20 protein-coding genes are annotated in these 22,550 nt (G+C 71.5%); 11 read left to right on the top strand and 9 right to left on the bottom strand.

Annotated elements, in window-relative coordinates; genetic code table 11:
• Positions 1 to 27: 27 nt before the first annotated feature.
• The 3 genes from ppgK (at position 28) to WA675_RS03465 (ending at position 3,555) form a co-directional block, all read left to right on the top strand.
• The gene (ppgK, locus tag WA675_RS03475; protein ID WP_336081786.1) at positions 28 to 786 is read left to right on the top strand and encodes a polyphosphate--glucose phosphotransferase; all 759 of its coding nucleotides are present in this window, start codon (positions 28 to 30) and stop codon (positions 784 to 786) included.
• 244 nt (positions 787 to 1,030) lie between these two features.
• The gene (locus WA675_RS03470) at positions 1,031 to 2,395 is read left to right on the top strand and encodes an RNA polymerase sigma factor (protein WP_442945545.1); all 1,365 of its coding nucleotides are present in this window, start codon (positions 1,031 to 1,033) and stop codon (positions 2,393 to 2,395) included.
• 233 nt (positions 2,396 to 2,628) lie between these two features.
• On the top strand, positions 2,629 to 3,555 hold the full coding sequence (locus WA675_RS03465; protein ID WP_336081784.1) for an MHYT domain-containing protein: 927 nt from the start codon (positions 2,629 to 2,631) through the stop codon (positions 3,553 to 3,555).
• Here the strand turns inward: WA675_RS03465 and WA675_RS03460 are convergent, their stop codons facing one another.
• Genes WA675_RS03460 through WA675_RS03450 form a run of 3 tightly spaced genes read right to left on the bottom strand, consistent with a single transcriptional unit; the run spans position 3,556 to position 5,627 of the window.
• A complete protein-coding gene (locus WA675_RS03460; protein WP_336081783.1) occupies positions 3,556 to 4,734 on the bottom strand; it encodes a cation:proton antiporter in 1,179 nt (392 codons plus the stop codon).
• A 3-nt stretch (positions 4,735 to 4,737) separates the two neighbouring features.
• Positions 4,738 to 5,220, bottom strand: a complete 483-nt coding sequence (locus WA675_RS03455; RefSeq protein ID WP_336081782.1) for a cation:proton antiporter regulatory subunit — start codon at positions 5,218 to 5,220, stop codon at positions 4,738 to 4,740.
• 35 nt (positions 5,221 to 5,255) lie between these two features.
• A complete protein-coding gene (locus tag WA675_RS03450; RefSeq protein ID WP_336081780.1) occupies positions 5,256 to 5,627 on the bottom strand; it encodes a DUF952 domain-containing protein in 372 nt (123 codons plus the stop codon).
• Positions 5,628 to 6,031: 404 nt separating this feature from the next.
• Between WA675_RS03450 and WA675_RS03445 the strand changes: the two genes are divergently transcribed.
• Complete coding sequence (locus WA675_RS03445; RefSeq protein ID WP_029903635.1) at positions 6,032 to 6,226, top strand: DUF7455 domain-containing protein; 195 nt, start codon at positions 6,032 to 6,034, stop codon at positions 6,224 to 6,226.
• Positions 6,227 to 6,332: 106 nt separating this feature from the next.
• On the opposite strand, the gene WA675_RS03440 is transcribed toward WA675_RS03445, so the two are convergent.
• Positions 6,333 to 7,085, bottom strand: a complete 753-nt coding sequence (locus WA675_RS03440; RefSeq protein WP_336081772.1) for a TetR/AcrR family transcriptional regulator — start codon at positions 7,083 to 7,085, stop codon at positions 6,333 to 6,335.
• Positions 7,086 to 7,210: 125 nt separating this feature from the next.
• On the opposite strand from WA675_RS03440, the gene WA675_RS03435 reads away from it, so the two are divergent.
• Together WA675_RS03435 and WA675_RS03430 are read left to right on the top strand one after the other, a co-directional pair.
• A complete protein-coding gene (locus WA675_RS03435; protein WP_336081876.1) occupies positions 7,211 to 9,049 on the top strand; it encodes a DEAD/DEAH box helicase in 1,839 nt (612 codons plus the stop codon).
• On the top strand, positions 9,049 to 9,597 hold the full coding sequence (locus WA675_RS03430; RefSeq protein ID WP_336081770.1) for a hypothetical protein: 549 nt from the start codon (positions 9,049 to 9,051) through the stop codon (positions 9,595 to 9,597). Before WA675_RS03435 ends, WA675_RS03430 begins: the two co-directional genes overlap by 1 nt.
• A gap of 10 nt (positions 9,598 to 9,607) precedes the next feature.
• On the opposite strand, the gene WA675_RS03425 is transcribed toward WA675_RS03430, so the two are convergent.
• A complete protein-coding gene (locus WA675_RS03425) occupies positions 9,608 to 11,371 on the bottom strand; it encodes a DEAD/DEAH box helicase (RefSeq protein WP_442945544.1) in 1,764 nt (587 codons plus the stop codon).
• 166 nt (positions 11,372 to 11,537) lie between these two features.
• On the opposite strand from WA675_RS03425, the gene WA675_RS03420 reads away from it, so the two are divergent.
• Complete coding sequence (locus WA675_RS03420; protein ID WP_336081768.1) at positions 11,538 to 12,674, top strand: YihY/virulence factor BrkB family protein; 1,137 nt, start codon at positions 11,538 to 11,540, stop codon at positions 12,672 to 12,674.
• Here the strand turns inward: WA675_RS03420 and WA675_RS03415 are convergent.
• Positions 12,644 to 12,883 carry a DUF3039 domain-containing protein gene (locus WA675_RS03415; protein WP_336081766.1) on the bottom strand — a complete coding sequence of 80 codons (240 nt, stop codon included), beginning with the start codon at positions 12,881 to 12,883 and terminating at the stop codon, positions 12,644 to 12,646. The genes WA675_RS03420 and WA675_RS03415 overlap by 31 nt on opposite strands.
• 83 nt (positions 12,884 to 12,966) lie before the next feature.
• Between WA675_RS03415 and WA675_RS03410 the strand changes: the two genes are divergently transcribed.
• Positions 12,967 to 13,383 (top strand): DUF3099 domain-containing protein, encoded by a 417-nt coding sequence (locus tag WA675_RS03410; RefSeq protein WP_336081764.1) that lies wholly within the window; start codon positions 12,967 to 12,969, stop codon positions 13,381 to 13,383.
• Here WA675_RS03410 and WA675_RS03405 read toward each other — a convergent pair.
• The gene (locus WA675_RS03405; protein ID WP_442945543.1) at positions 13,380 to 14,759 is read right to left on the bottom strand and encodes an MFS transporter; all 1,380 of its coding nucleotides are present in this window, start codon (positions 14,757 to 14,759) and stop codon (positions 13,380 to 13,382) included. The genes WA675_RS03410 and WA675_RS03405 overlap by 4 nt on opposite strands.
• A 158-nt stretch (positions 14,760 to 14,917) precedes the next feature.
• On the opposite strand from WA675_RS03405, the gene WA675_RS03400 reads away from it, so the two are divergent.
• The 3 genes from WA675_RS03400 to WA675_RS03390 all read left to right on the top strand — a co-directional run bounded on the left by WA675_RS03400 (position 14,918) and on the right by WA675_RS03390 (position 18,400).
• Positions 14,918 to 15,661: a VOC family protein gene (locus WA675_RS03400; RefSeq protein ID WP_336081762.1), complete on the top strand. Its 744-nt coding sequence runs from the start codon at positions 14,918 to 14,920 to the stop codon at positions 15,659 to 15,661.
• 81 nt (positions 15,662 to 15,742) lie between these two features.
• Positions 15,743 to 17,260: a DUF7782 domain-containing protein gene (locus WA675_RS03395; protein WP_336081761.1), complete on the top strand. Its 1,518-nt coding sequence runs from the start codon at positions 15,743 to 15,745 to the stop codon at positions 17,258 to 17,260.
• Positions 17,261 to 17,431: 171 nt separating this feature from the next.
• Entirely contained in the window at positions 17,432 to 18,400 is a 969-nt protein-coding gene (locus WA675_RS03390) for a sigma-70 family RNA polymerase sigma factor (protein ID WP_022566390.1), read from the top strand.
• A 100-nt stretch (positions 18,401 to 18,500) separates the two neighbouring features.
• Here the strand turns inward: WA675_RS03390 and WA675_RS03385 are convergent, their stop codons facing one another.
• Together WA675_RS03385 and WA675_RS03380 are read right to left on the bottom strand one after the other, a co-directional pair.
• Positions 18,501 to 21,248, bottom strand: coding sequence for a bifunctional acetate--CoA ligase family protein/GNAT family N-acetyltransferase (locus WA675_RS03385; RefSeq protein ID WP_442945542.1), 2,748 nt, complete (start codon positions 21,246 to 21,248; stop codon positions 18,501 to 18,503).
• The gene (locus tag WA675_RS03380) at positions 21,241 to 22,482 is read right to left on the bottom strand and encodes an acetoin utilization protein AcuC (RefSeq protein ID WP_336081759.1); all 1,242 of its coding nucleotides are present in this window, start codon (positions 22,480 to 22,482) and stop codon (positions 21,241 to 21,243) included. The genes WA675_RS03385 and WA675_RS03380 overlap by 8 nt, the downstream gene beginning before the upstream one ends.
• Between the last annotated feature and the right edge of the window lie 68 nt (positions 22,483 to 22,550).

The raw sequence follows: 22,550 nt of genomic DNA, 5'->3' as shown, positions 1-22,550 counted from the left end.
CGACCGCGTCAGGCAAGGGGTTGCACCATGTCCGCTCGGGGGCACGCATTCGGCATCGATATCGGCGGTAGCGGGGTGAAGGGCGCGCTGGTCGATCTGGCCACCGGCCTGCTCACGCACGACCGGATCAAGATCGCCACACCACATCCCGCCACGCCCGAGGCGGTGGCCGGTGCCGTCGCCGAGCTGGTGGCGAAGGCCGGGTGGGACGGCCCGGTGGGGCTCACCATGCCGTGCGTGGTGCTCGACGGCCACGCCAGGACCGCCGCCAACATCGACCCGGCCTGGATCGGCACCGACACCCGCGCGCTGTTCTCCGCGGCGCTGGGCGGGCGCCCGGTGACGGTGGTCAACGACGCCGACGCCGCGGGCCTGGCCGAGGACCGCTACGGCTCGGCGCGCGACCTGCACGGGCTGACCATCATGCTCACCTTCGGCACCGGCATCGGCTCGGCACTGCTCTACGACGGCACCCTGGTGCCCAACTCCGAGCTGGGCCACATCCTGGTCGGCGCGGACGAGGCCGAGCATCTGGCCGCCGCCTCGATCAAGGATCGCGAGGAGCTGGACTATCCGGCGTGGGCGCGCCGGGTGAGCACCGTGCTGACCACCATCGAGGACCTGTTCTGGCCGAAGGTGTTCATCGCCGGTGGTGGCATCAGCCGCGACCACGAGCAGTGGATCCCGTTGCTCACCAACAGGACTCCGGTGATTCCGGCTGTGTTGAAGAACACCGCGGGTATCGTCGGCGCGGCCATGGCCATCGACGCGGGCCTCGCGCCCTGACCCGCCGCGACAGGTGGCGCAACGCCTCGGTGGCATCGTGCCATGAGTACCCTGGTTGGATCGTTACAATGGAACACGTCCGGCGGTGAGCCGGTGAAACCTTCCGGCCGCGGCCGGTCGCGCGCGAGCCGGTGCAACCGCCTGCCGTACCCGACCGACGCACCGCCGGTGCAACCCGACCGACCGCTCCGCCGGAAAATCACTCTGGCGTGACGCCGCACGAGACCGTCACGAAAGGGCGTACGTGGTAGCCACGAATACCCGTCAGACCGCCGACTCGGCCGACGCCGACGCCGACGCCGCCACCCCGGCCAAAAAGGCTCCGGCCAAGAAGGCCGCCGCCAAGAAGGCCCCGGCGAAGAAGGCCGCTGCCAAGAAGGCTCCGGCGAAGAAGGCTGCCGCCAAGAAGGCTCCGGCGAAGAAGGCCGCTGCCAAGAAGGCGACCGCCGCCGAGGGTGGCGAGGAGCAGCTCGACGACGAGTCGATCGAACTCGACGACCTCGGCGATCTGGAGGTCTCCGAGGACGAGCTCACCGACGGTGAGACGCTGGTCGAGGAGGCCACCGAGGAGACCGCCGAGGCCGAGACCGAGGAGCCCTCCGAGAAGGACAAGGCCTCCGGCGATTTCGTCTGGGACGAGGAGGAGTCCGAGGCGCTGCGCCAGGCGCGCAAGGACGCCGAGCTCACCGCGTCGGCCGACTCGGTGCGCGCCTACCTCAAGCAGATCGGCAAGGTCGCGCTGCTCAACGCGGAGGAGGAGGTCGAACTCGCCAAGCGGATCGAGGCGGGCCTGTTCGCCGCGGAGAAGATGCGCGAGTTCGCCGAGGCGGGCGAGAAGCTCTCGGTCACCACGCGGCGCGATTTCAACTGGATCGTGCGCGACGGCAACCGGGCCAAGAACCACCTGCTCGAGGCCAACCTGCGTCTGGTGGTCTCGCTGGCCAAGCGCTACACCGGCCGTGGCATGGCGTTCCTGGACCTGATCCAGGAGGGCAACCTGGGTCTGATCCGCGCGGTCGAGAAGTTCGACTACACCAAGGGTTACAAGTTCTCGACCTACGCGACGTGGTGGATCCGGCAGGCCATCACCCGCGCGATGGCCGATCAGGCCCGCACCATCCGTATCCCGGTGCACATGGTCGAGGTCATCAACAAGCTCGGCCGCATCCAGCGCGAGCTGCTCCAGGACCTGGGCCGCGAGCCCACGCCGGAGGAGCTGGCCAAGGAAATGGACATCACGCCGGAGAAGGTCCTCGAGATCCAGCAGTACGCGCGCGAGCCCATCTCGCTGGACCAGACCATCGGCGACGAGGGCGACAGCCAGCTCGGCGACTTCATCGAGGACTCCGAGGCCGTCGTCGCGGTCGACGCGGTGAGCTTCACCCTGCTGCAGGATCAGCTGCAGTCGGTGCTGGAGACGCTGTCCGAGCGCGAGGCGGGCGTGGTGCGGCTGCGCTTCGGCCTGACCGACGGTCAGCCGCGCACCCTGGACGAGATCGGCCAGGTCTACGGCGTCACCCGGGAGCGCATCCGCCAGATCGAGTCGAAGACGATGAGCAAGTTGCGCCACCCGAGCCGGTCGCAGGTGCTGCGCGACTACCTCGACTGAGCGGGTCCCCCGCGGCGAGGCCCGCGTTCTCCCTCCGGGGTGGACGCGGGCCTCTTTTTATTTCCGAATGAACATTCCGAGCAGTTCGTATTTCCCGGCGCGCCCGACGGTAATCGTTTCGTGATCAACCCCACAGTGCGCAATTGCGCTGCGAGTGACGCGGATTCGCGATCTTCACCGTATCGTCACAGGCAGTTTTTCGTTCTACTGCTGCCAGGTCTGCAGTACTGGCATTGAGGGTTTTTCGCGGCGTGCTCGACATCTATCACTTCAGCTACGGCTGGATCACTCCCGTTCTCGCGTACTTCATGTCGGTCACCGGATGCCTGCTCGGCCTGCAGTGCGCCGCCCGCGGCCGCAATGCCACCGAGGGCCGCACGGGCTGGCTGATCGGCGCCGCGGTGGCCATCGGCGGAACCGGCATCTGGGTCATGCATTTCATCGCCATGCTGGGTTTCAGCATCCGGGGCGCCGATATCCGCTACGACATTCCGCTGACGCTGTTCAGCGCGGTGACGGCGATGGTGGTGGTCGGGATCGGGTTGTTCATGGTCAACAAACCGCAGCCGACGGTGCGTTCGCTGCTGTCCGGCGGCACGATCACCGGCCTCGGGGTCGGCACCATGCACTACACCGGCATGTACGCGATGAAGTCGACCGCGACAGTGAGTTACGACGCGGGATTGGTCACGCTGTCGATGGTGATCGCGGTGGTCGCCTCGGTGGTGGCGCTGTGGTTCACGTTGCGCGTCAAGGGTTTTCTGGCGACGGTCGGCGCCGCGCTGATCATGGGCGTGGCCGTGTGCGGCATGCACTACACGGGCATGGCCGCGATGCACGCGCACTCCAATCACCACGCCGCCCCGCCCACCGGCGCCGGGGCGATGGATCTGCTCGCGCCGCTGATCGGGGCCAGCAGCATCGTCACCATGCTGGTGCTGATCAGCGTGAGCCTCACCGAGATCGAGAACGAGGAGGCGCTGCCGCGGATGTGGCTGACCTCCCGGCACCAGCCGCGACCGCGCCCCACCCCGGCGCCCGTCGCGCCCGCCGCGCCGCAGCCCGCGCCGGGTGGACCGGTCCGCGAGCCGATCGAGTACCGCACCGAGGAATTGGTCTACGACGGTGTCGGCAGCTGGCCGCGCCGGGTCGTGGACTGATCAGGCCGACACCGAAGCCGTGCGGCGCCGGGCGAATTCGGCCACCGGCTCCACGATCCTGGCCGCGATCGGCCCCAGTATCGCCATCAGCAGCACATAGGCCGAGGCGAGCGCGGCCAGGCGCGCGTCGACCGTGCCGTAGCCGATCGCGAGTCCGGCGATGACGATGGAGAACTCGCCGCGCGCCACCAGCGCGGCGCCCGCCCTGGCCCGGCCCATCCGCCGGATGCCCTGCCTGCCCGCCGCCCACCAGCCCACCGCCACCTTGGTGACGGCGGTGACCACCGCCAGCACCACCGCCCAGCCGAACACCGGCGGCACCGCGCCCGGGTCGATGGACAGGCCGAAGGCGACGAAGAACAGCGCCGCGAACAGATCCCGCAGCGGTTCGAGCACCTTGGTGGCCTCGTGCGCGGTGGACCCCGAGATGGCGATGCCGAGCAGGAACGCCCCGACCGCGGCGGAGACGTTCAGTGCCGAGGCCACCCCCGCCACCAGCAGCGCCGAACCGAGCAGCTGCAGCAGGAACACCTCACGATCGGCACTGTCGAGCACCGCCGAGACGACCCGGCCGAAGCGCAGCGCCACCACCAGCACCACGGTGATGGTGGCCAGCGCGATCGCCAGCGATACCAGGCCGCTGAGCAGGCTCAGGCCCGCCAGCATCATCGTCAGGATGGGCAGGTAGACCGCCATCGCGAGATCCTCGAACACCAGGATCGACAGCACCACCGGTGTCTCGCGGTTACCGAGGCGGCCCAGATCGTCGAGCACCTTGGCGACGATCCCGGAGGACGAGATGTAGGTGACCCCGCCCAGCACCACCGCGCCGAGCACACCCCAGCCCAGGATCAGCGCGACCGCGGCGCCGGGCAGCGCGTTGGCCACCAGATCCAGCACTCCGGCCGCCCAGGAGCGCCGCAGACCGGTCATCAGCTCGGGGGCGGTGTACTCGAGCCCGAGCAGCAACAGCAGCAGCACCACGCCGATCTCGGAGGCGAGGTGGCCGAACTCGGTGGCGGCGTCGAAGTGCACCAGCCCGCCCTGCCCGAAGGCCAGCCCACCCAGCAGATACAGCGGAATCGGCGACATCCCGAACCGGGCCGCCACCCGCCCGCAGAGCCCCAGCGCACACAGGATCACGCCGAGCTCGAGCAGAGCCAGCGCCTGTGTGCTCACGGCTCAGCCGTGGGTGAGGATCTTCGCGGCCGCGTCCAGGCCGTCCGGGGTGCCGACGACCACGAGCAGATCGCCCTCGGTGAAGGTGAAGTCCGGACCGGGTGAGGGGTGCAGCTGCCCGGCCCGCATGACCGCCACGATCGAGGTCTTGGTGCGGGTACGCATCCCGGTCTCGCCGAGAGTGCGTCCGGCGAAAGGCGATTCGTCGAGGACGGCGAGCTGGCGGGTGGTGATGCCGGGCAGGTCGCGATGGTCGTCGTTGAGCTTGGCGACCAGTTGCGGGGCGCCGAGCAGATTCGCCAGCACCGAGGCCTCGTCGGTGGACAGCGGCACCTGGGCGGCGATCGCGTCCGGATCGTCGGGCTTGGAGACGATCAGGTCGATGTCACCGTCGCGGTGCGCGACGACTCCGACGCGGCGTCCCGATCTGACCTCGAAATCCTTGCGCACTCCGATTCCCGGTAGCGCTGTGACGTCGACGTTCACCCCTCCAGGGTAGTCGCGCGCACCCCGGATGTAGCCTAGGCCACGGTGCCGCGCCGGGGGGTGCCGAACTCACCGCCGGGGCCGGGCGGATAGGGCTCGGCGGCCAGGACGGCGGCGCGCGGCAACGGCCCGTACAGGTGCGGGAACAGCATCGAGGCCGGGTCGGTGGGGACGCCCGGCTCCCACTTCACCGGGGCGCCGAAACGATCGGGGTCCAGCCACAGCACCATCATGTCGGTGCGACCGGCGAACAGCCGGTTGGCGGGCAGGTGCACCTGCCGCGGCGTGGACAGGTGCACGAAGCCGCTCTCGGCCAGCGACGGGGGCCTGCGTTCACCGTCGTGTTGCAGTTGCAACCATTCTTGGGAAGTACACAGGTGAACCAGCGTGTGAGTGTCGGGGGTCACGGGTAATCTCCGGGTAGACAACAGGTTCGGACGAAGAAGACGCTGTCACAACACCGCGCTCGGCGCTCGTCTCGGTGGTCGCGTACCCGCGCGTAACGAGCAACACCGCAGCGAGCGACATATCGGTGAGTGACGGTATCGAGTGGGAGGTGGCGCAACGGCTCCGCAGGTGTTCGGCGAGTGCTCGAATCTCGCGGCCTGATCTGTTCGCTTTCAGCGAAACCGCAGGTCGTGTTATCGAAAACACAAAGATTCACTTCCGGGAACAAAGCCTGAACCCCGAACGTCTGACAGAGTAGTCGTACCACTGCTGGGAAGTAGCGGATGCGAGCCTCGTGGAGTGACCACGGGGCCCACACCTAGGCGAACGGCCACGAAGCGCCGGGAGCCGGGACGGAGGAGTCATGCCAGGAACCCTGACCAGCACCCCACTGACCGCCGTCGATCGTTGCGATCGTTGCGGGGCGGCTGCCCGAGTGCGTGCCGTTCTTCCCGCGGGTGGCGAATTGCTCTTCTGCCAGCACCACGCGAATGAACACATGGATCGTCTGCGCGAGCTGGAAGCCGTGATCGACACGGAATCCGCGCCCGCTCTCTGACCCCTCCTCGCGTCCGAAACAACAGCATCCGACAACAGAACATCCCGACGGCGGGCGACCCGGACAGGGCGCCCGCCGTCGCCGTGTCCGCAGGCGTCCGGGCGGCTCAGGTGTCGGCGAGGATGCCGTCGACCAGGGTGGCGACGCCGTAGGCGAAGGCACCGTCGGGGTCGGCGGGGGCCTGGTGGTGTTCGCCCGCCGCCGTGCCGACCCGCCCGGCCAGTGGGAACGCGTCCTCGGGGACGAGCCGGGCCAGTTCCGGGCCGTACACGGCCCACCAGTCCGCGTCGCTGAGCTGGGCCCCCGCCCCGGCCGCCGCGACGGCCAGCCGGGCATTGCCGGTGGCGAAATCGGTGAGCACCGCGATCGCGCGATCCATGGCCAGATCGTTCAGGCCGATGCCGTCGACGGCGGCCAGCTGGTTCTCGTAGCGGCGCATCCGGCCGGGACCGAGCACCTGGCGCCAGGGCGAGATCTCGAGCAGCCACGGGTGCGCGATCAGTTCGGCGCGCACGCCAGTGGCGATCGCGATCATCCGCTCGCGCGGCGGCGCGCTCGTCGGCAGAGGCGCGTCCTCGGCGGCCACCGCGTCCACCATGAGCGCCAGCAGGGCTTCCTTGCTGGGCACATAGGTGTAGAGGCTCATCGCACGCATCCCCAGCTCGGCGGCGACCGCGCGGGTCGTGAGCTTGCCGATGCCGTCGCGATCGGCCAGGGCGATGCCCGCCGCCACCACCGCGTCGACCGTGCGGCCGGGTTTGGGGCCCCGGGTACTGGACTTGGCCGGGAGGTGGTGGCGCCACAGCAGTTCGAGGATCCGGGTGGCCTGCGCGGGAGACGTCACGTCGTCGGTGGGCACGAACCTGCCTTTCTGGCGGCCGGGAACAAACTCAGTACAGTGTACGTTGTTCGGTTGTTCGCGCTGCCCGATCAGAGGAGACCGCTCTGCCCGCCATCCAGGCCACCTATCTGCCCGACCGGCACCTGTTCGCGCTGTGGACCTGGACCGGCCGGTCTGCGGGCCCCGCGCCCGAGCTCGGCGACCCGGAACTGCTCACCCTGGCGCTGCCGGTGGGGGAACGCGGCGCGATCGAGCCCGTCGAGATCCCGGCGGCCGTGGTGACCCCGGCCGAGCTGGCGACGATCCAGGTCGAGGAGCTCGCGTCCTCGGCCCTGGCGTGGCGCGCGGTACTCGACAGCGCGCCACTGGGCGACGCCACGGCCATATCCGACGCGGCGACCGTGCCACGTCCGGCCACCACCGCAGGGCGGGGGCCGGACGGGCCAGCCGCTCCCCCGCCACCCGGTCGCGATCCCGTCCCCGTGCTCCCGCCCGCCGCGCACGCCGTGCCCGACGCGGTGGGCACCGCGATCGTCTCGGCCGAGCGGGCGGTACGGGTGCTGCGCGAGACCCAGGCACTCGACCGCGAGCTCGCGGGGGTACTCGAGGCGACATTGCGCCCGTATCAGGTGCGGGGTGTGGGCTGGTTGCGCGAGACCGTCGCGGCCTACGGTGGCGCGGTCCTGGCCGACGAGATGGGCCTCGGCAAGACGGTGCAGACCATCGGCTTCCTGCGCGGCCGCGCCGACGGGCCGCAGCTGGTGGTCTGCCCGACCTCGCTGGTGGGCAACTGGGTGCACGAGATCACCCGGTTCGCGCCTGGACTGACCGCCCTCGCCTGGCGCGGCGGAGAGGTCCCGGCCGAGCCCGGCACCGTGGTCGTGACGGGTTATCCGGCGCTGCGGCTGCACGGCGCGGCGCTGTCCGGACAGCAGTGGGTCACCGTGGTGTTCGACGAGGCCCAGGCGCTGAAGAATCCGCGCACCCAGGTGTCCAAGGCGGCGCGCGCGGTGCCCGCCGCGGCGAAGGTCGCGCTCACCGGCACGCCGGTGGAGAACCATCTCGACGAACTGTTCGCGCTACTGCACCTCACCGTGGGACACCTGTTCGCCCACCGCACCCAGTTCCGGCGCCGTTTCGTCCGCCCGATCGAGGAGGGCTCGGCCGCCGCGGCCGCCCGGCTGCGCGATGCCGTGGAACCGGTCCTGCTGGGACGCAAGAAGATCCAGGTGGCGGCGGCGCTGCCCGCCAAGATCCACAGCGATCTGCGCTGCGATCTGACGCCCGAACAGGAGAAGCTCTACGACGCCGCGCTGGCCGAAGCGCTCGACGAGGGCTTCGGCGAGGGTCTGCAACGGCAGGGGCGGGTCCTCGCGGCGCTGACCCGGCTCAAGCAGGTGTGCAATCATCCCGGCCTGGTCTCCGGCGATCTGGGCGAGATCGCGGGCCGCTCCGGCAAACTCGATCTCTGCACCGATATCGTGGCCACCAATCTCGACACCGGCGACCCGACGCTGATCTTCACCCAGTACCGGCAGACCGGCGAGCTGCTGGTACGTCACCTGGCCGAGCAGTTCGGCATCACCGCGCCGTTCTTCCACGGCGGGCTCGACGCCGAGGCCCGCGGCAAGATCGTCCGCGAATTCCAGGCGCCGGACGGCCCGCCGGTGCTGGTGCTGAGCCTGCGCGCCGCCGGGACCGGCCTCACCCTCACCCGGGCCGCCGATGTCATCCACTTCGATCGCTGGTGGAATCCGGCGGTGGAGGCCCAGGCCTCCGACCGCGTGCACCGGATCGGCCAGACCCGCACGGTCACCGTCACCACACTGACCAGCTCGACCACCGTCGAGGAACACATCGCCGCGATGCACAGCCGCAAATCGGCGCTGACCGACCTGTCCGACGCCGCGGGCATCGCCGAACTGGCCCGGCTCGACGACGACGCCCTGGGCGAGATCCTGCGACGGAAGCGAGAGAACTGATGGCCGACAACGAATTCGGCTACACCCCCTGGGGCATGGACTGGGTGCGCCTGGCCGAACCGCTGCGCCAGACCCGGCCCGAACCGCTGCTACCGCGCGCTCGCAGCATCGCCCGCAACGACGGCGTCCGGACCGAGATCGAGCGCCGGGTGGTGCGGGCGCATCTGCATCGCGGCGGTCAGGCCTCGGTCACCCACGTGGAGGTGGCGCCGCTCGCGCGCGCGGAGATCGACGCGATCGCGGCGGTCATCCCGGATCCGAGCGTGCTCACCGACGCCATGCACCGGGCGCTGGTCGACGCCGGGCACTCCCCCGCGCCGACGCTGGCGAGCACCGATTGCTCGTGCTCGGCCCGGACCGCCCGCTGCCTGCACGTGCTGGCCGTGCTCTACACGATCGCCCGGCGGGTGGACGAGAATCCGCGCCTGGCACTGGAATTGCGGGGATACTTCGAGGCCGCCGAGGCGGCCGGGACGCCGGTCCAGGAACCACGCTGGACCAGCATCAACGCCCTCGATCCCGCCGCGTTCTTCATCCCGGCGGACTGAGCGCGACCGGTCAGCGCTTGCGCAGGGCGGCGATGCGCTCGCCGAGCTGGTCGGCGGTGGCCAGCGCGGTCGGCGGGCCACCGCATTCGCGGCGCAGCTCGCCGTGGATCACCCCGTGCGGCTTGCCGGTGCGGTGGTGGTGCATGGCGACCAGGCTGTTGAGCTCGCGGCGCAGCTCGCCGAGCTTGTCGGAGGTGGCGATCCGCTCGGCCACCATCGCGGGCTGCGGGGCGGCCGCCTCCTGGGCGCTGCGGTCGGCCAGCTGCCTGGTCTGCCGGTCGCGCAGCAGCGCGCGCATCTGCTCGGCGTCGAGCAGGCCCGGGATGCCCAGGTAGTCGGCCTCCTCGTCGCTGCCCGCGATGGTCGCGGTGCCGAAGGACGAGCCGTCGTAGATCACCTGGTCGAGTTCGGCGTCGGCGGCCAGCGCGACGAAGGACTTCTCCTCCTCGCCGGGCTCGTCCTTGGTCTTGTTGGCATCGATCAGCAGTTCGTCGTCGAGGGCGTTCTTCTCGCGGTGCGGCTTGCCGATGACGTGATCGCGCTGCAGCTCGAGCTGCGCGGCCAGATCCAGCAGCACCGGCACCGAGGGCAGGAACACGCTCGCGGTCTCCCCTGGCCTGCGGGCACGCACGAACCGGCCGATGGCCTGGGCGAAGTACAGCGGGGTCGAGGCACTGGTCGCGTACACGCCGACGGCCAGGCGCGGCACGTCGACACCCTCGGACACCATGCGCACCGCGACCATCCACGGCTGGGTGCCCTTGGCGAACTCGTCGATCCGGCTCGACGACTGCGGGTCGTCGGAGAGCACCACCGCGGGCCGCTCACCCGAGATGTGTTCCAGCAGTTCGGCGTAGTCGCGGGCGCGTTCCTGGTCGGTGGCGATCACCAGGCCGCCCGCGTCGGGGATGCCGGAGGCGCGCAGCTGGCGCAGCCGGGTGTCGGCCGCGCGCAGCACCGCCGAGATCCAGTCACCGGCCGGGTCGAGGGCGGTGCGCCAGGCGCGGGCGGTCTGCTCGGCGCTGAGCGGCTCGCCCAGGCGGGCGGTGTGCTCCTCGCCCGCGCTGTCGCGCCAGTGCGCGTCCCCGGAATAGGCCAGGAACACCACCGGGCGCACGACGCCGTCGGCGAGGGCGTCGGCGTAGCCGTAGGAGTGGTCGGCGCGCGAGCGCGGGAAACCGGCCTCGTCGGGCTCGTAGGTGACGAACGGGATCTTCGAATCGTCGCTGCGGAACGGGGTTCCGGTGAGCGCGAGCCTGCGGGTGGCGTCCCCGAAGGCCTCCTCGGTGGCTTCACCCCAGGTCTTGGCGTCACCCGCGTGGTGGATCTCGTCGAGGATCACCAGGGTGCGCCGGTTCTCGGTGCGTACCCGGTGCCGGGTGGGATGCGCGGCCACCTGGGCATAGGTCACCACCACGCCGTGGTAGTCGCCGGAGGTACCGCCGGTGGAGTTGGAGAAGCGCGAGTCCAGCTGGATGCCCGAGCGGGCGGCCGAGGCGGCCCACTGGTGCTTGAGGTGCTCGGTGGGCGCGACCACGGTGATCTGGTCGACCGTGCGGTCGGCCAGCAACTCCGCGGCAACGCGCAGCGCGAAGGTGGTCTTACCGGCACCGGGGGTGGCGACCGCGAGGAAGTCGCGCGGCTTGGTGGCCAGGTACTTCGTCAGCGCGCGCCGCTGCCAGGCGCGCAGGGAACCCCCCGGCGCACCCCCCGCGGCCGTCTCGCCCGGTGTACCCGCTTCTCTCGCCGCTGCGACGCCACCCGACCCAGTCACGCAGACGACCCTAGCCGCCCGAGGCGGCGTGTCGCCAAACCGACGCGGGGTGCGCGACCGGCGTCACACACGAGCCCGAGGTCACCGGCCATTTACCTGTTACCCGCCGACACGATGCCCGGGCCGCACCACACGGACCACTCTCGTGCGGGATGCTGGAGACGAGATGAGCAACGACCAGGTCCGCGCAGCCGATGCGCCGCACCCGCCGCAGGCCGCCCTGCGCGCGGAGCCCGGCGCGCCGCCGGACACCACGGCCGGGGCCACCGGGCAACGTCCCCGCGAACACTCCCGGGTGGTGCGGTGGCTGCTGACGGCGTGGCGGCTGGTGGTCCGGGTGGCCCAGAAATGCTGGGACAACTCGATCTTCGCCAAGTCGGCCGCCGCGGCCTTCTGGCAGACGTTGTCGCTGGCCCCGCTGCTGCTGGGTCTGCTGGGCAGCCTGGGCTATGTGGGCGGACTGTTCGGGCCGGACACGGTGCAGATCGTCGAGGCCAAGATCATCGCCTTCAGCCGCGAGTTCTTCAGCCCGTCGGTGGTCTCGGACCTGATCGAACCGACCGTCGACGACGTGCTCGGCCGCGGCCGCGGCGCGGTGGTGTCGGTGGGTTTCGTGCTGTCGCTGTGGGCCGGGTCCTCGGCCATGGCGACCTTCGTCGACGCCATCGTGGAGGCCCACGACCAGCAGGACGCCCGGCATCCGGTCTGGCAGCGGATCTTCGCGCTGCTGCTGTATGTGCAGTTCCTGGTGGCGGCGGTGCTGATCCTGCCGGTGATCGCGCTGGGGCCGACCCGGATCGGGCGGGCGCTGCCGGACTCGTGGCGGGAACCGGGGCTGCGGCTGATCGACACGTTCTACTACCCGATCGTCGGCATGCTGCTGATCGTCGGGCTGACCACGCTCTACAAGCTGGCCCTGCACAAATCGCTGCCCTGGCACCGGCTTTTCGGCGGGGCACTGGTGGCGGGGGTGTTCTTCCTGGGGGCCAGCGACCTGCTGCGCCGGTATCTGGCCTGGATCACCGCGACCGGGGTGAGCTACGGCGCGCTGGCCACCCCGATCGCGTTCCTGCTGTTCACCTATTTCCTTGGCTTCGCGGTGATCCTGGGCGCGGAGTTCAACGCGGCCGTGCAGGAGTTCTGGCCCGCGCGGGCCACCAGGATCGAGCAGGTCAAGGAGTGGCTGAACAAGGTGCGCGGCGACGACGACGCGAGCACGCCGCAGGCCGACGCCTCGGCGGAGGCGTCGGCATCACCGCCCGGGCGACCGGCTCAGTCGCCGCCCTTACGCAAACCGTCGTAGACCTTCTTGCAGTCCGGGCAGACGGGCGAGCCGGGCTTGGGCGAGCGCGTCACCGGGAAGACCTCCCCGCACAGGGCGACGACCATCGTGCCCATCACGGCACTCTCGGCGATCCGGTCCTTCTTCACGTAGTGGAAGAACTTGGGGACGTCGTCGCCGGTCGTCTCGTCGGTGGTGGTGTCCGGGCGTACCAGAGTGTCTGTACTCACGCCTTCCATGATGCCGCATCCGTGGCCCGTGCCGCTGACCAGCCGCGTGTGCGCCCGGCGGGCGCGAGTGGAAGACTCGGGGTATGCAGTCCAACGGCGACACCTCCGGCGCCGGCGAGCCCACCCCGGACCCGGCGGTGACCACGCCCGCCGCGGCCCGTTCCGCGCGCGGGTATTTTCCCGGCGCCGACGCCAAGCACCCGGTCCTGATCACCGAGGCGGCGCCCTCGCTCGACGAGCAGCACCGCGCCCGGGTCCGCCGCTACACCATCATCATGGCCTTCCGGATCCCGTGCCTGATCCTGGCTGCGATCGCCTACAGCATGTTCGAGAATCCGCTGATCTCGATCCTGATCATCGTGGCCTCGGTGCCGCTGCCGTGGATCGCCGTGCTCATCGCCAACGACCGGCCCCCGCGCGCCAAGGACGAACCCAGCCGCTGGGACGGGCGCGACAACCAGATCGCCCTGGAATCGGGCCACCGCAAGGCGATCGACTAGCGCGCCGGGCGGCGCACCAGGATCGACATCAGCGCCGCGGCCCCGCACAGCGCCCCGGCCAGGTACCAGGCCAGGTCGTAGGAGCCCTGCAGGTCACGCACCAAACCCGCCCCCGTGGCCGCGATCGCGGCGCCGACCTGGTGGGCGGCGAACACCCAGCCGAAGGCGATCGGGCCGTCGGCGCCGAACAGTTCCCGGCACAGCAGCACCGTCGGCGGGACGGTCGCGATCCAGTCCAGGCCGTAGAACACCACGAACACCCACATGCTGGGCTGGGTGTGCGGGCCCAGCAGCGAGGGCAGGATCAGCAGTGAGAGCCCACGCAGCGAGTAGTAACCCAGCAGCAGGTAGCGCGGGTCGACGCGATCCGACAGCCAGCCCGAGGCGATGGTGCCCGCGACATCGAAGACACCGATCAGCGCCAGCAGCCCGGCCGCGGTGGTGGGCGGCATGCCGTGGTCGTGGGCGGCGGTGACGAAGTGGGTGCCGACCAGGCCGTTCGTCGAGGCGCCGCACACCGCGAAGCCTCCGGCCAGCAGCCAGAAGCCCCGGGTGCGGGCGGCGGTGGTGAGCACCCGCAGCGCCCGGCCCGCCCCGCCGGCGACGGCCACCCGCACACCCACGTCCGAGCCGGGCGGTGCGCCGTAGGCCCGCACCCCGGCATCGCTGGGATAGTCGCGCACGAACAGCCACACCAGCGGCACCACCGCCAGCGCCACGACCGCGACCAGCACCGAGGGCAGCCGCCAGCCGTGCTCGTGGGCCAGCATCGACACCAGCGGCAGGAACACCAGCTGCCCGGTCGCGCCCGCGGCGGTGAGCACGCCGGTCACCAGGCCGCGGCTGCGCACGAACCAGCGCCCGGTGATGGTGGCGACGAACGGCATCGACATCGAGCCAACGCCCAGGCCCACCAGCAGTCCCCAGGTCGCGACCAGCTGCCAGGCCTGGGTCATGAACACGGTGAGCCCGCTGCCCGCGGCGATCAGCACCAGCGCCACGCACACCACCCGGCGGATGCCGAAGCGGTCCATCAGGGCGGCCGCGAACGGCGAGATCAGGCCGTAGAGCAGCATGTTCAGTGAGACCGCGGCCGAGATGGTGGCGTGCGACCAGCCGAATTCGGCATGGAGGGGCTCGATCAGGACGCTGGGCACCGAGCGGAACGCGGCCGCGCCGAGCAGCGCGACGAAGCCGACGCCTGCCACGATCCAGGCGGGATGCAGACGGGTGGAGCGCGCGCCGGTCTTCCCGGCCCGGCCACCGGCGCCGACGCGTTCCGCTCCGGAGCCGTCGGGTCCGGTGCCGAGGGTGGCGGCCGGTGGTCCGTCGGGGGTGGCGGGGGTGTCGCCGAGGGGCGGGCGGAGATCGGTCACCGGAACAGGGTGCCGGATCACCGGGATGCGAGCGAGTGGCCGGGATGACATCTTTCGTCGAGATCCTGCCAACTCACTCGGCCCGCGGAAAAGCATCGACAGCGCGTGCCGCACGGCCTACCGTCGGGCAGCGTGACCCGCGCGCGAAGGGAGACAGCATGATTCGCTGGACCTGGGCATTTCTCGACCGTCCCACAACCGGTTTCGACGAGTGCGTGCGTTTCTGGGCGACCGTCACCGGCTCGACCGTCTCCGAACCCCGCGGCGGGCACGGCGAATTCGTCACTCTGCTGCCCGCCGACGGTCCCGCCTGGCTCAAGATGCAGCGCGTCGGCGGCGAGGGCGGCATCCACCTGGACCTCGATGTCGACGACATCCCCGCGGCCGTCGGCACCGCGACCGCGCTCGGCGCCCGTGTGATCACCGTCGCCGAGGACTACACGGTGCTCGAATCGCCCGCCGGGCAGACGTTCTGCTTCACCCCGGCCGACCGCGGCCCGTCCGCGCGCCCCGAGGTCCCGCCGGTCACGGTCTCGACCGCGCCGGACGGCACCGTCACCCGGCTCGACCAGGTGTGCCTGGACCTGTCCCCCACCGATCTCGCGGCCGACACCGACTTCTGGCACACACTCACCGCCTGGACCCTCCGCCCCGGCCGCCGCGCCGAGTTCTCCCGCCTCCGCGGCCCCGACCAGCCCCTACACCTGCTCCTGCAACGCCTCGACGACCCCCGCCCCGCCAGCGCCCACGCCGACCTGGCCTCCTCCGACATCGCCGCCACCGCCACCTGGCACGAATCCCTGGGCGCCACCCGCATCGCCGAGACCGGCCAGTGGATCGTCCTCCGCGACCCCGGCGCTACCCACTACTGCGTCACCGCCCGCGACCCCTACACAGGCTGAGCACCGATCCGCGCCCACCGCCCACACACGCGGGACGTAGGCGACGGAGGTCGCCGGGCGTGGTGCTGGCAGAGTAGGCGGGTGCCTGAGAACCCCACCGCGACAGAATCCCTGCTCACCGCGCTGTGCGCCGATCTGCGGAGTGCGCTGCTGCGGGTCGGCTACGACGCCGACACGCTGGTGGAGGTGCTGGGGCCGGATGTGCACGCGGCGCTGAGCCGGTCGGAGCCGGTGCCGGTGCGGCGGGCCGCGCGGGCGGCGGGCGAGCTGGGCACCCTCATCCGGCTGCTGCTGCTCGGTGACGCGCTGCCCGAGGGCGAGGTGGGCGCGGCGCTGGCCCCGGTGGGCGTCGACGAAGCGATCGCCGCGGGACTGCTGGTGCGGGACGGCGACGAGATCCGCGCCGCGCTGGATCTGCGCCCGCTCGACACCGGCACGGGCACCCGCTGGATCCTGTCCGACCTCGACGACTCCATGCGCAGGCGGACGCTCACCGAGGACCACGTCCTCGGCGTCGGCCACGCCTCGCTGTCGCTGTTGCGGGCCACGCCCACGGAACCGGTCGGCACGGTGCTGGATCTGGGCACGGGGTGCGGCGTGCAGGCCGTCCACGCGGCGAGCTACGCGGACCGGATCACCGCCACCGATGTCAACGCGCGGGCGCTGTGGCTGGCCGAGGCCACCGCGGCGCTCAACGAGCTCGAGTTCGAGCTGCTCGAGGGGTCCTGGTTCGAGCCGGTGGCGGGCCGCCGTTTCGACCGGATCGTGGCCAATCCGCCGTTCGTGGTCGGCCCGGCCCGCATCGAGCACACCTACCGGGACTCGGGGCTGGCGCTCGACGGCGCCAGCGAGCTGGTCATCGGGCAGGCGGCCGAGCTGCTGAACCCCGGCGGCACCGCGGCCATGCTGGCCGCCTGGGTGCACGTCGACGGGCAGGACTGGCGGCAGCGGGTGTCGTCGTGGCTGCCCGCGCACGGGGTGGACGCCTGGGTGGTCCAGCGCGACGTGGCCGATCCGGCCCTCTACGTCGGCACCTGGCTGCGCGACGCGGGCCTTGACCCGCGCGACCCCGCCGCCCAGGCCCGCGCCGAACAGTGGCTCGACGCGTTCGCCGCCGCCGACGTGGTCGGCATCGGCTTCGGCTTCGTCTACCTCCGGTCGATCGACGGACCCACCGAACTGCTCGCCGAGGACCTCACCCACGGCTTCGACGACCCGCTGGGCGAGGAAGTCGACCGGTACTTCGCCCGCTCGGCCTGGCTGCGCGCCGTCGCCCAGGACCCCGAGATCGCCTGGAACGCGCGCTTCGCGCCCAGCCCGGCGACCGCGCTGGAGCGGGTCTACCTGCGCGGCGAGTCCGGCTGGGACCAGCAGGTGGCCCGCCTGCACCGCGGCGACGGCCCGCGCTGGCAGCACGAGGTCGACGAATCGACGATCGCGCTGGTCGCGGGAATGCGACCGGACGGTTTGCCGTTGTCCGAACTGATCGAACTCCTCGCCTTCGCCGACGGCGCCGACGAGGTCACCCCGGAATTCGCCGCCCAGGCGCTCGGCGTGGTCAGCGGTCTGGTGCGGCACGGACTGGTGGTTCCGGTGTGAGTGGGTGGGTGCGCGTGCCCACCGGTTCCCGGTAGCGCCGCTTCTCAGGAACTTCTCAGCCGTCGGGGTAGGAATCCGCAGCTCAGAGCTGTTTACCGACGACGGGATCGGGAACTTTCCTTATGTCGGTTCCGTTGAACGGAGTGAGACACCACCGACAGGAGGCAAGTCATGACAAGCCCCGCCACTACTCGTGTGCGCCCCAGCGAGTCCGATATCGACGCCCAGAGCCCCGCCGCCGACCTGGTACGCGTGTACCTGAACGGGATCGGCCGCACGGCACTGCTCACGGCGGCCGACGAGGTCGAGTTGGCCAAGCGTATCGAGGCGGGCCTGTATGCCCAGCACCTGCTCGAGACCGGTAAGCGGCTATCGGCGACCCGCAAGCGCGATCTGGCGATCCTGGTCCGCGAGGGGCAGGCCGCCCGCTCGCACCTGCTGGAGGCCAATCTGCGCCTGGTCGTCTCGCTGGCCAAGCGCTACACCGGCCGCGGCATGCCGTTGCTCGACCTGATCCAGGAGGGCAACCTCGGGCTGATCCGCGCGATGGAGAAGTTCGACTACGCCAAGGGCTTCAAGTTCTCCACCTACGCCACCTGGTGGATCCGCCAGGCCATCACCCGCGGTATGGCCGATCAGAGCCGCACCATCCGCCTGCCCGTGCACCTGGTCGAGCAGGTGAACAAGCTGGCCAGGATCAAGCGCGAGCTGCACCAGCAGCTGGGCCGTGAGGCCACCGACGCCGAACTGGCCAACGAGTCGGGCATCCCGGTGGAGAAGATCGCCGACCTGCTCGACCACAGCCGCGACCCGGTGAGCCTGGACATGCCGGTCGGCAACGACGAGGAAGCCCCGTTGGGCGACTTCATCGAGGACTCCGAGGCCACCTCGGCCGAGAGCGCCGTCATCGCGGGCCTGCTGCACCACGACGTGCGCAGCGTGCTGGCCACCCTCGATGAGCGCGAACAGCAGGTCATCCGCCTGCGCTTCGGCCTCGACGACGGTCAGCCGCGCACCCTCGACCAGATCGGCAAGCTGTTCGGTCTCTCCCGCGAGCGGGTGCGCCAGATCGAGCGCGAGGTCATGTCCAAGCTGCGCAAGGGCGAGCGCGCCGACCGGCTGCGCGCCTACGCCAGCTGATCCCGAACCCGACGGCCCCCCGGGGTCGTCTTCCGAAACGCCGACCGGTGTCCGCGACCCACCCCCTCCAGGGCCGCGAGCCGGTCGGCGTTGCCGTGTCTCAGGCCAGCCGCCGCGGCCCGGTGTCGAAGCGGCTGGGCTCGGGGCCGATGCGCGCGCGGGCGTAGATGATCTCCGCCGAATCGGGCGCGGCCAGCACCGGGTCACAGGACAGTTCGCGCAGCTGCGGGAGGTCGTCGAACAGGGCCGAGATGCGCTGGGCGAGCTCGGCCAGCGCGGCCTTGTCGACCGCGGGACCGGCGGCACCGCCGGACAGCAGCGGCGCGGCGCGCGGCGCGTCGATCAACGCCGCCGACTCCTCGGCGGTCAGCGGCAGGGCGCGGTAGGCCCGGTCGCCGAGCAGGTCGATGATCATCCCGGACAGCCCGAACTGGATGACCGAGCCGAACGACGGGTCGTCGGTGACCCGCAGCACGCAGCCCACGCCCTTGGTGGCCATCTGCTGCACGTGCAGCAGCGGATCGCCGCAGATCTGCACCAGATCGGTGTAGGCCTGCCGGACCGCCTCCGGGCCCCACAGATCCAGCCGGACCCCGAGCAGATCGGGCCTGCGCCGCCACAGCTCACCGGTGGCTTTGGCCGCGACCGGATACCCGAGCTCGGCGGCCGCGGCGACCGCCTCCTCCGCGCTGCGGACCGCCCGGAACGCCACGACCTCGATGCCGTAGCAGCGCAGCAGCTGGACCGCCTCGTCGTCGGTCAGCCAGCGGCCACCCGATTCGGCCAGCCAGCCCGCCACCAGCGCGGCCGCCGCCGCGGTGTCGATGCCCGGCGGGCGCCGCACCGGTGACACCGGCCGGTCCCGCCAGCGCGCGTAGCGCTCGACCCGGGCCAGCGCCCGCGCGGCGCGCTCGGGATCCGGATACGACGGGATGGAACCCCGGGCCGGGGCGGCGCCGGTCGTGCGCACCGCCAGCGGGCGGGGAATCCCGGATTCGGCGACGAAGGTCGTCAGCACCGGCTTGTCGTGGCCGGGCGCGGCCGCCGCGGCCGCGCGCAACGCGTCGGCGAAGCCCCCCATCGGCACCGGGACCGGCGGGGCGACCACGACGATGACCGCGTCGATCTCGTCGCCGCGTAGCGCCGCCTGCACCGCCTCGCGATAGTCGGCGGGGGTGGCCTCGGGCCCGAGGTCGACCGGACCGCCCGCCGCGACGGCGTGCGCGTCGCGTTCGGTCGGCCGGGCGCCCGGCCCGCGGTCGACCCGGGTGGCGGGCCGGTGCACCCGCAGACCCTCACTCTGCGCGGCGTCGATGGCCAGCCAGTTCAGCGCGGCGCTGTTGCCGACCACCGCCACCCGCGCGCCGCGCGGCAGCGGCTGGGTGGCCAGCAGTGCCGCGCAGTCGAACAGTTCGGAGATGGAGTCGACCTGAATGATCCCGGCCTGGGCGAACAGGTCCCGCACCACCGTGCGGTCCATGTCCGCGCCTGCGGCCAACCTGCCGCTGCTCACGGCCACGATCGGCTTGCCGCGCGCGACCCGGCGCGCCAGCCGGGAGAACTTGCGCGGGTTACCGAAACTCTCCAGGTAGAGCAGGATCACCTCGGTATCGGCGGCGGTGTCCCAATACTGGAGCAGGTCGTTGCCGGAGACATCGGCGCGATTACCCGCCGAGACGAAGGTCGACAGGCCCAGATTGCGTGCCGCCGCCTCCCCCAGGATGGCCGCGCCGAGCGGGCCGGACTGGCAGAAGAACCCGATCCGGCCCCGCTCGGGCAGCACCGGGGCGAGGGTGGCGTTGAGGCCGACGGCCGGGTCGGTGTTGGCGATGCCCAGCGCGCTGGGCCCGACCACCCGCATGCCGTGCCCGCGCGCGGCCGCCACCAGCTCGTGCTCGGCGGCCAGCCCGTCGGCCCCGGTCTCGCCGAAGCCCGCGGTGAGCACCACCAGGCCCTTGACGCCCTTGGCCATGCAGTCGTCGAGCACCGAGCCGATCGCGGCGGGCGGCACCGCGACCACCGCGAGATCCACCTCACCGGGGATCTCGCGCACCGTGGCGTAGGCGCGCACCCCGCGCACCGAACGCCGGTTCGGGTTCACCGGATACACCGGACCGCTGAATCCCCCGGCCAGCAGGTTGGCCAGGACGGCCCCGCCGACCCGGGTGGGTTCGGGCGAGGCACCGATCACCGCGACCGAACCCGGCGTGAGCAGATTGCCGACGCTGCGGGCCTCCGAGGCGGCCTCGCGCGAATCCCGCACGGTCCGCAGGGCTTCCGTGGGATCGATGGCGAATTCCAGGTGCACCTCGGCGCCGTCGCGGCTGCGCTGCAACTGGTAGCCGGCCTCCCGGAAGACGGTGATCATGCCCTCGTTCTCGGCCAGCACCTCGGCGACGAAGGCCACCACCTCGTTCTCGGCCGCGGCCCCGGCCAGGTGTTCCAGCAGCACCGATCCCAGCCCGCGCCCCTGGTGCTCGTCGGCGACGACGAAGGCCACCTCGGCCGCGCGGGGGCCCTGCCGGTCGAGCAGTTCGTAGCGGGCCACGCCGATGATCGCGTCGCCGAGCACCGCCACCAGCCCCACCCGGTCGTGGTAGTCGACGTGGGTGGTGCGGTACATGTCCTTGGGCGAGATCCGCGGGTACGGGCCGAAATAGCGCAGGTACCGGGTGCGCTCGGACAGCCCGGCGTGGAAGGTGGCCAGCGCCTCGGCGTCGGCGGGCACGATCGGCCGGATGCGGACCACGCCGCCGTCGGCGGCGAGCACGTCACCGAACCACTGCGGCGGCGGCTCGGGCGGATGCGCCGGGGTGTCGGGGGTGTCGGGCAGCAGGGGCTCAGTCACGGGGATCCTCCGGGTCCAGGCCGAGCAGGCCGAAACTCGCGCGCCGGGTGGCGGTGATGGCGGTGTCGACCGCGCGCTGGGCCCGGATCTGGCCCGCGTCACCGATCTCCGGGGTGCCGCCGGGCCCGTCCCAGGGACGGTAGGCGGTGTCGCCGCCGTCACCCATGGTGGCCGGTGGCCGCACGCGCGGGGCGGCCGCGCGCACCTGATCGATCCAGTCGGTGGGCACCGGGGTCTCGGGGGCCAGCGGCCGGTCCAGCGCGGCGGCCAGCAGGTGGGTCCAGGCCCGCGGCACCACCCGCACCACCCCGTAGCCACCCCCGCCGATCGCCAGCCAGCGGCCCTCGGCGTAGCGGTCGGCCAGGTCCCGCATGGCCAGGAATGCCGCGCGCTGCCCGTCCACCGTCAGTTCCAGATCGGCGAGAGGATCCTCACGGTGGGTGTCCACGCCGCACTGGCTGACGATGATCTGCGGGCCGAACGCGGCCACCGCGCCGGGCACCACGGCGTGAAAACCGCGCAGCCACTGAGCATCTCGCGTCCCCGGCAGCAGCGGCAGATTGATCGAGGTGCCCTCGGCCGCGCCGACGCCGGTCTCCTCGGGCCAGCCGGTGTTGGGCCACAGCGTCGCCGGATGCTGGTGCAGCGAGATCGTGAGCACCCGGGGATCGTGATAGAAGGCACGCTGGACGCCGTCGCCGTGATGGACGTCGACATCAAGATAGGCGATGCGGTCGAAGCCGTGGTCGAGCAGCCACGAGATGGCGATCGCCGCGTCGTTGTAGATGCAGAACCCGGCCGCCGAATCGGGCATGGCGTGGTGCATTCCGCCGCCGATGCTCACCGCCCGGCGGGTGCGGCCCGCGGCGATCTCCGCGGCCGCGGCCAGCGTGCCGCCGACGATCACCGAGGCCGCCTCGTGCATATGCGGGAAGATCGGATTGTCCGCGGTGCCCAGGCCGTAGCGGGTGTCCTCGGCCGAGGGCGGACCCGCTCCGGCCCGGCGCACCGCGTCGATGTAAGAACTGCTGTGCACCCGCATCAGCTCCGCGCGGGTCGCCGCACCGGGGGCCAGCGGCTCGACACCGTCGAGCAGGCCCAGACTTTCGGCCAGCGACATGGTGAACTGCAGGCGCGCCGGTTTCATCGGGTGCTCCGGACTCCACGTGTAACCGAGGAATCGCTCGGTCCAGACGACGGTGCCCGGGTCAACGCTGCGCGGCGATGTGACCATGCCCGCCACGCTAGCCGGAAGCAGCGGGCCCCGTGCGGCGTTGACATGCAGTAGAAATAGGGCCGCCG

The sequence above is a fragment of the Nocardia sp. SSK8 genome, from assembly GCF_037034205.1.
Taxonomy (GTDB): Bacteria; Actinomycetota; Actinomycetes; order Mycobacteriales; family Mycobacteriaceae; genus Nocardia.
Note: the sequence above shows the minus strand (reverse complement) of the source record. Positions and strands in the feature narration are given on the sequence as shown.

Coding starts and splice junctions, on each gene's coding strand:
- WA675_RS03380 (WP_336081759.1), bottom strand. CDS start 22,482: ATGGTCACATCGCCGCGCAGCGTTGACCCGGGCACCGTCGTCTGGACC.
- WA675_RS03410 (WP_336081764.1), top strand. CDS start 12,967: ATGCAGTCCAACGGCGACACCTCCGGCGCCGGCGAGCCCACCCCGGAC.
- WA675_RS03390 (WP_022566390.1), top strand. CDS start 17,432: ATGACAAGCCCCGCCACTACTCGTGTGCGCCCCAGCGAGTCCGATATC.
- WA675_RS03420 (WP_336081768.1), top strand. CDS start 11,538: ATGAGCAACGACCAGGTCCGCGCAGCCGATGCGCCGCACCCGCCGCAG.
- WA675_RS03400 (WP_336081762.1), top strand. CDS start 14,918: ATGATTCGCTGGACCTGGGCATTTCTCGACCGTCCCACAACCGGTTTC.
- ppgK (WP_336081786.1), top strand. CDS start 28: ATGTCCGCTCGGGGGCACGCATTCGGCATCGATATCGGCGGTAGCGGG.
- WA675_RS03445 (WP_029903635.1), top strand. CDS start 6,032: ATGCCAGGAACCCTGACCAGCACCCCACTGACCGCCGTCGATCGTTGC.
- WA675_RS03430 (WP_336081770.1), top strand. CDS start 9,049: ATGGCCGACAACGAATTCGGCTACACCCCCTGGGGCATGGACTGGGTG.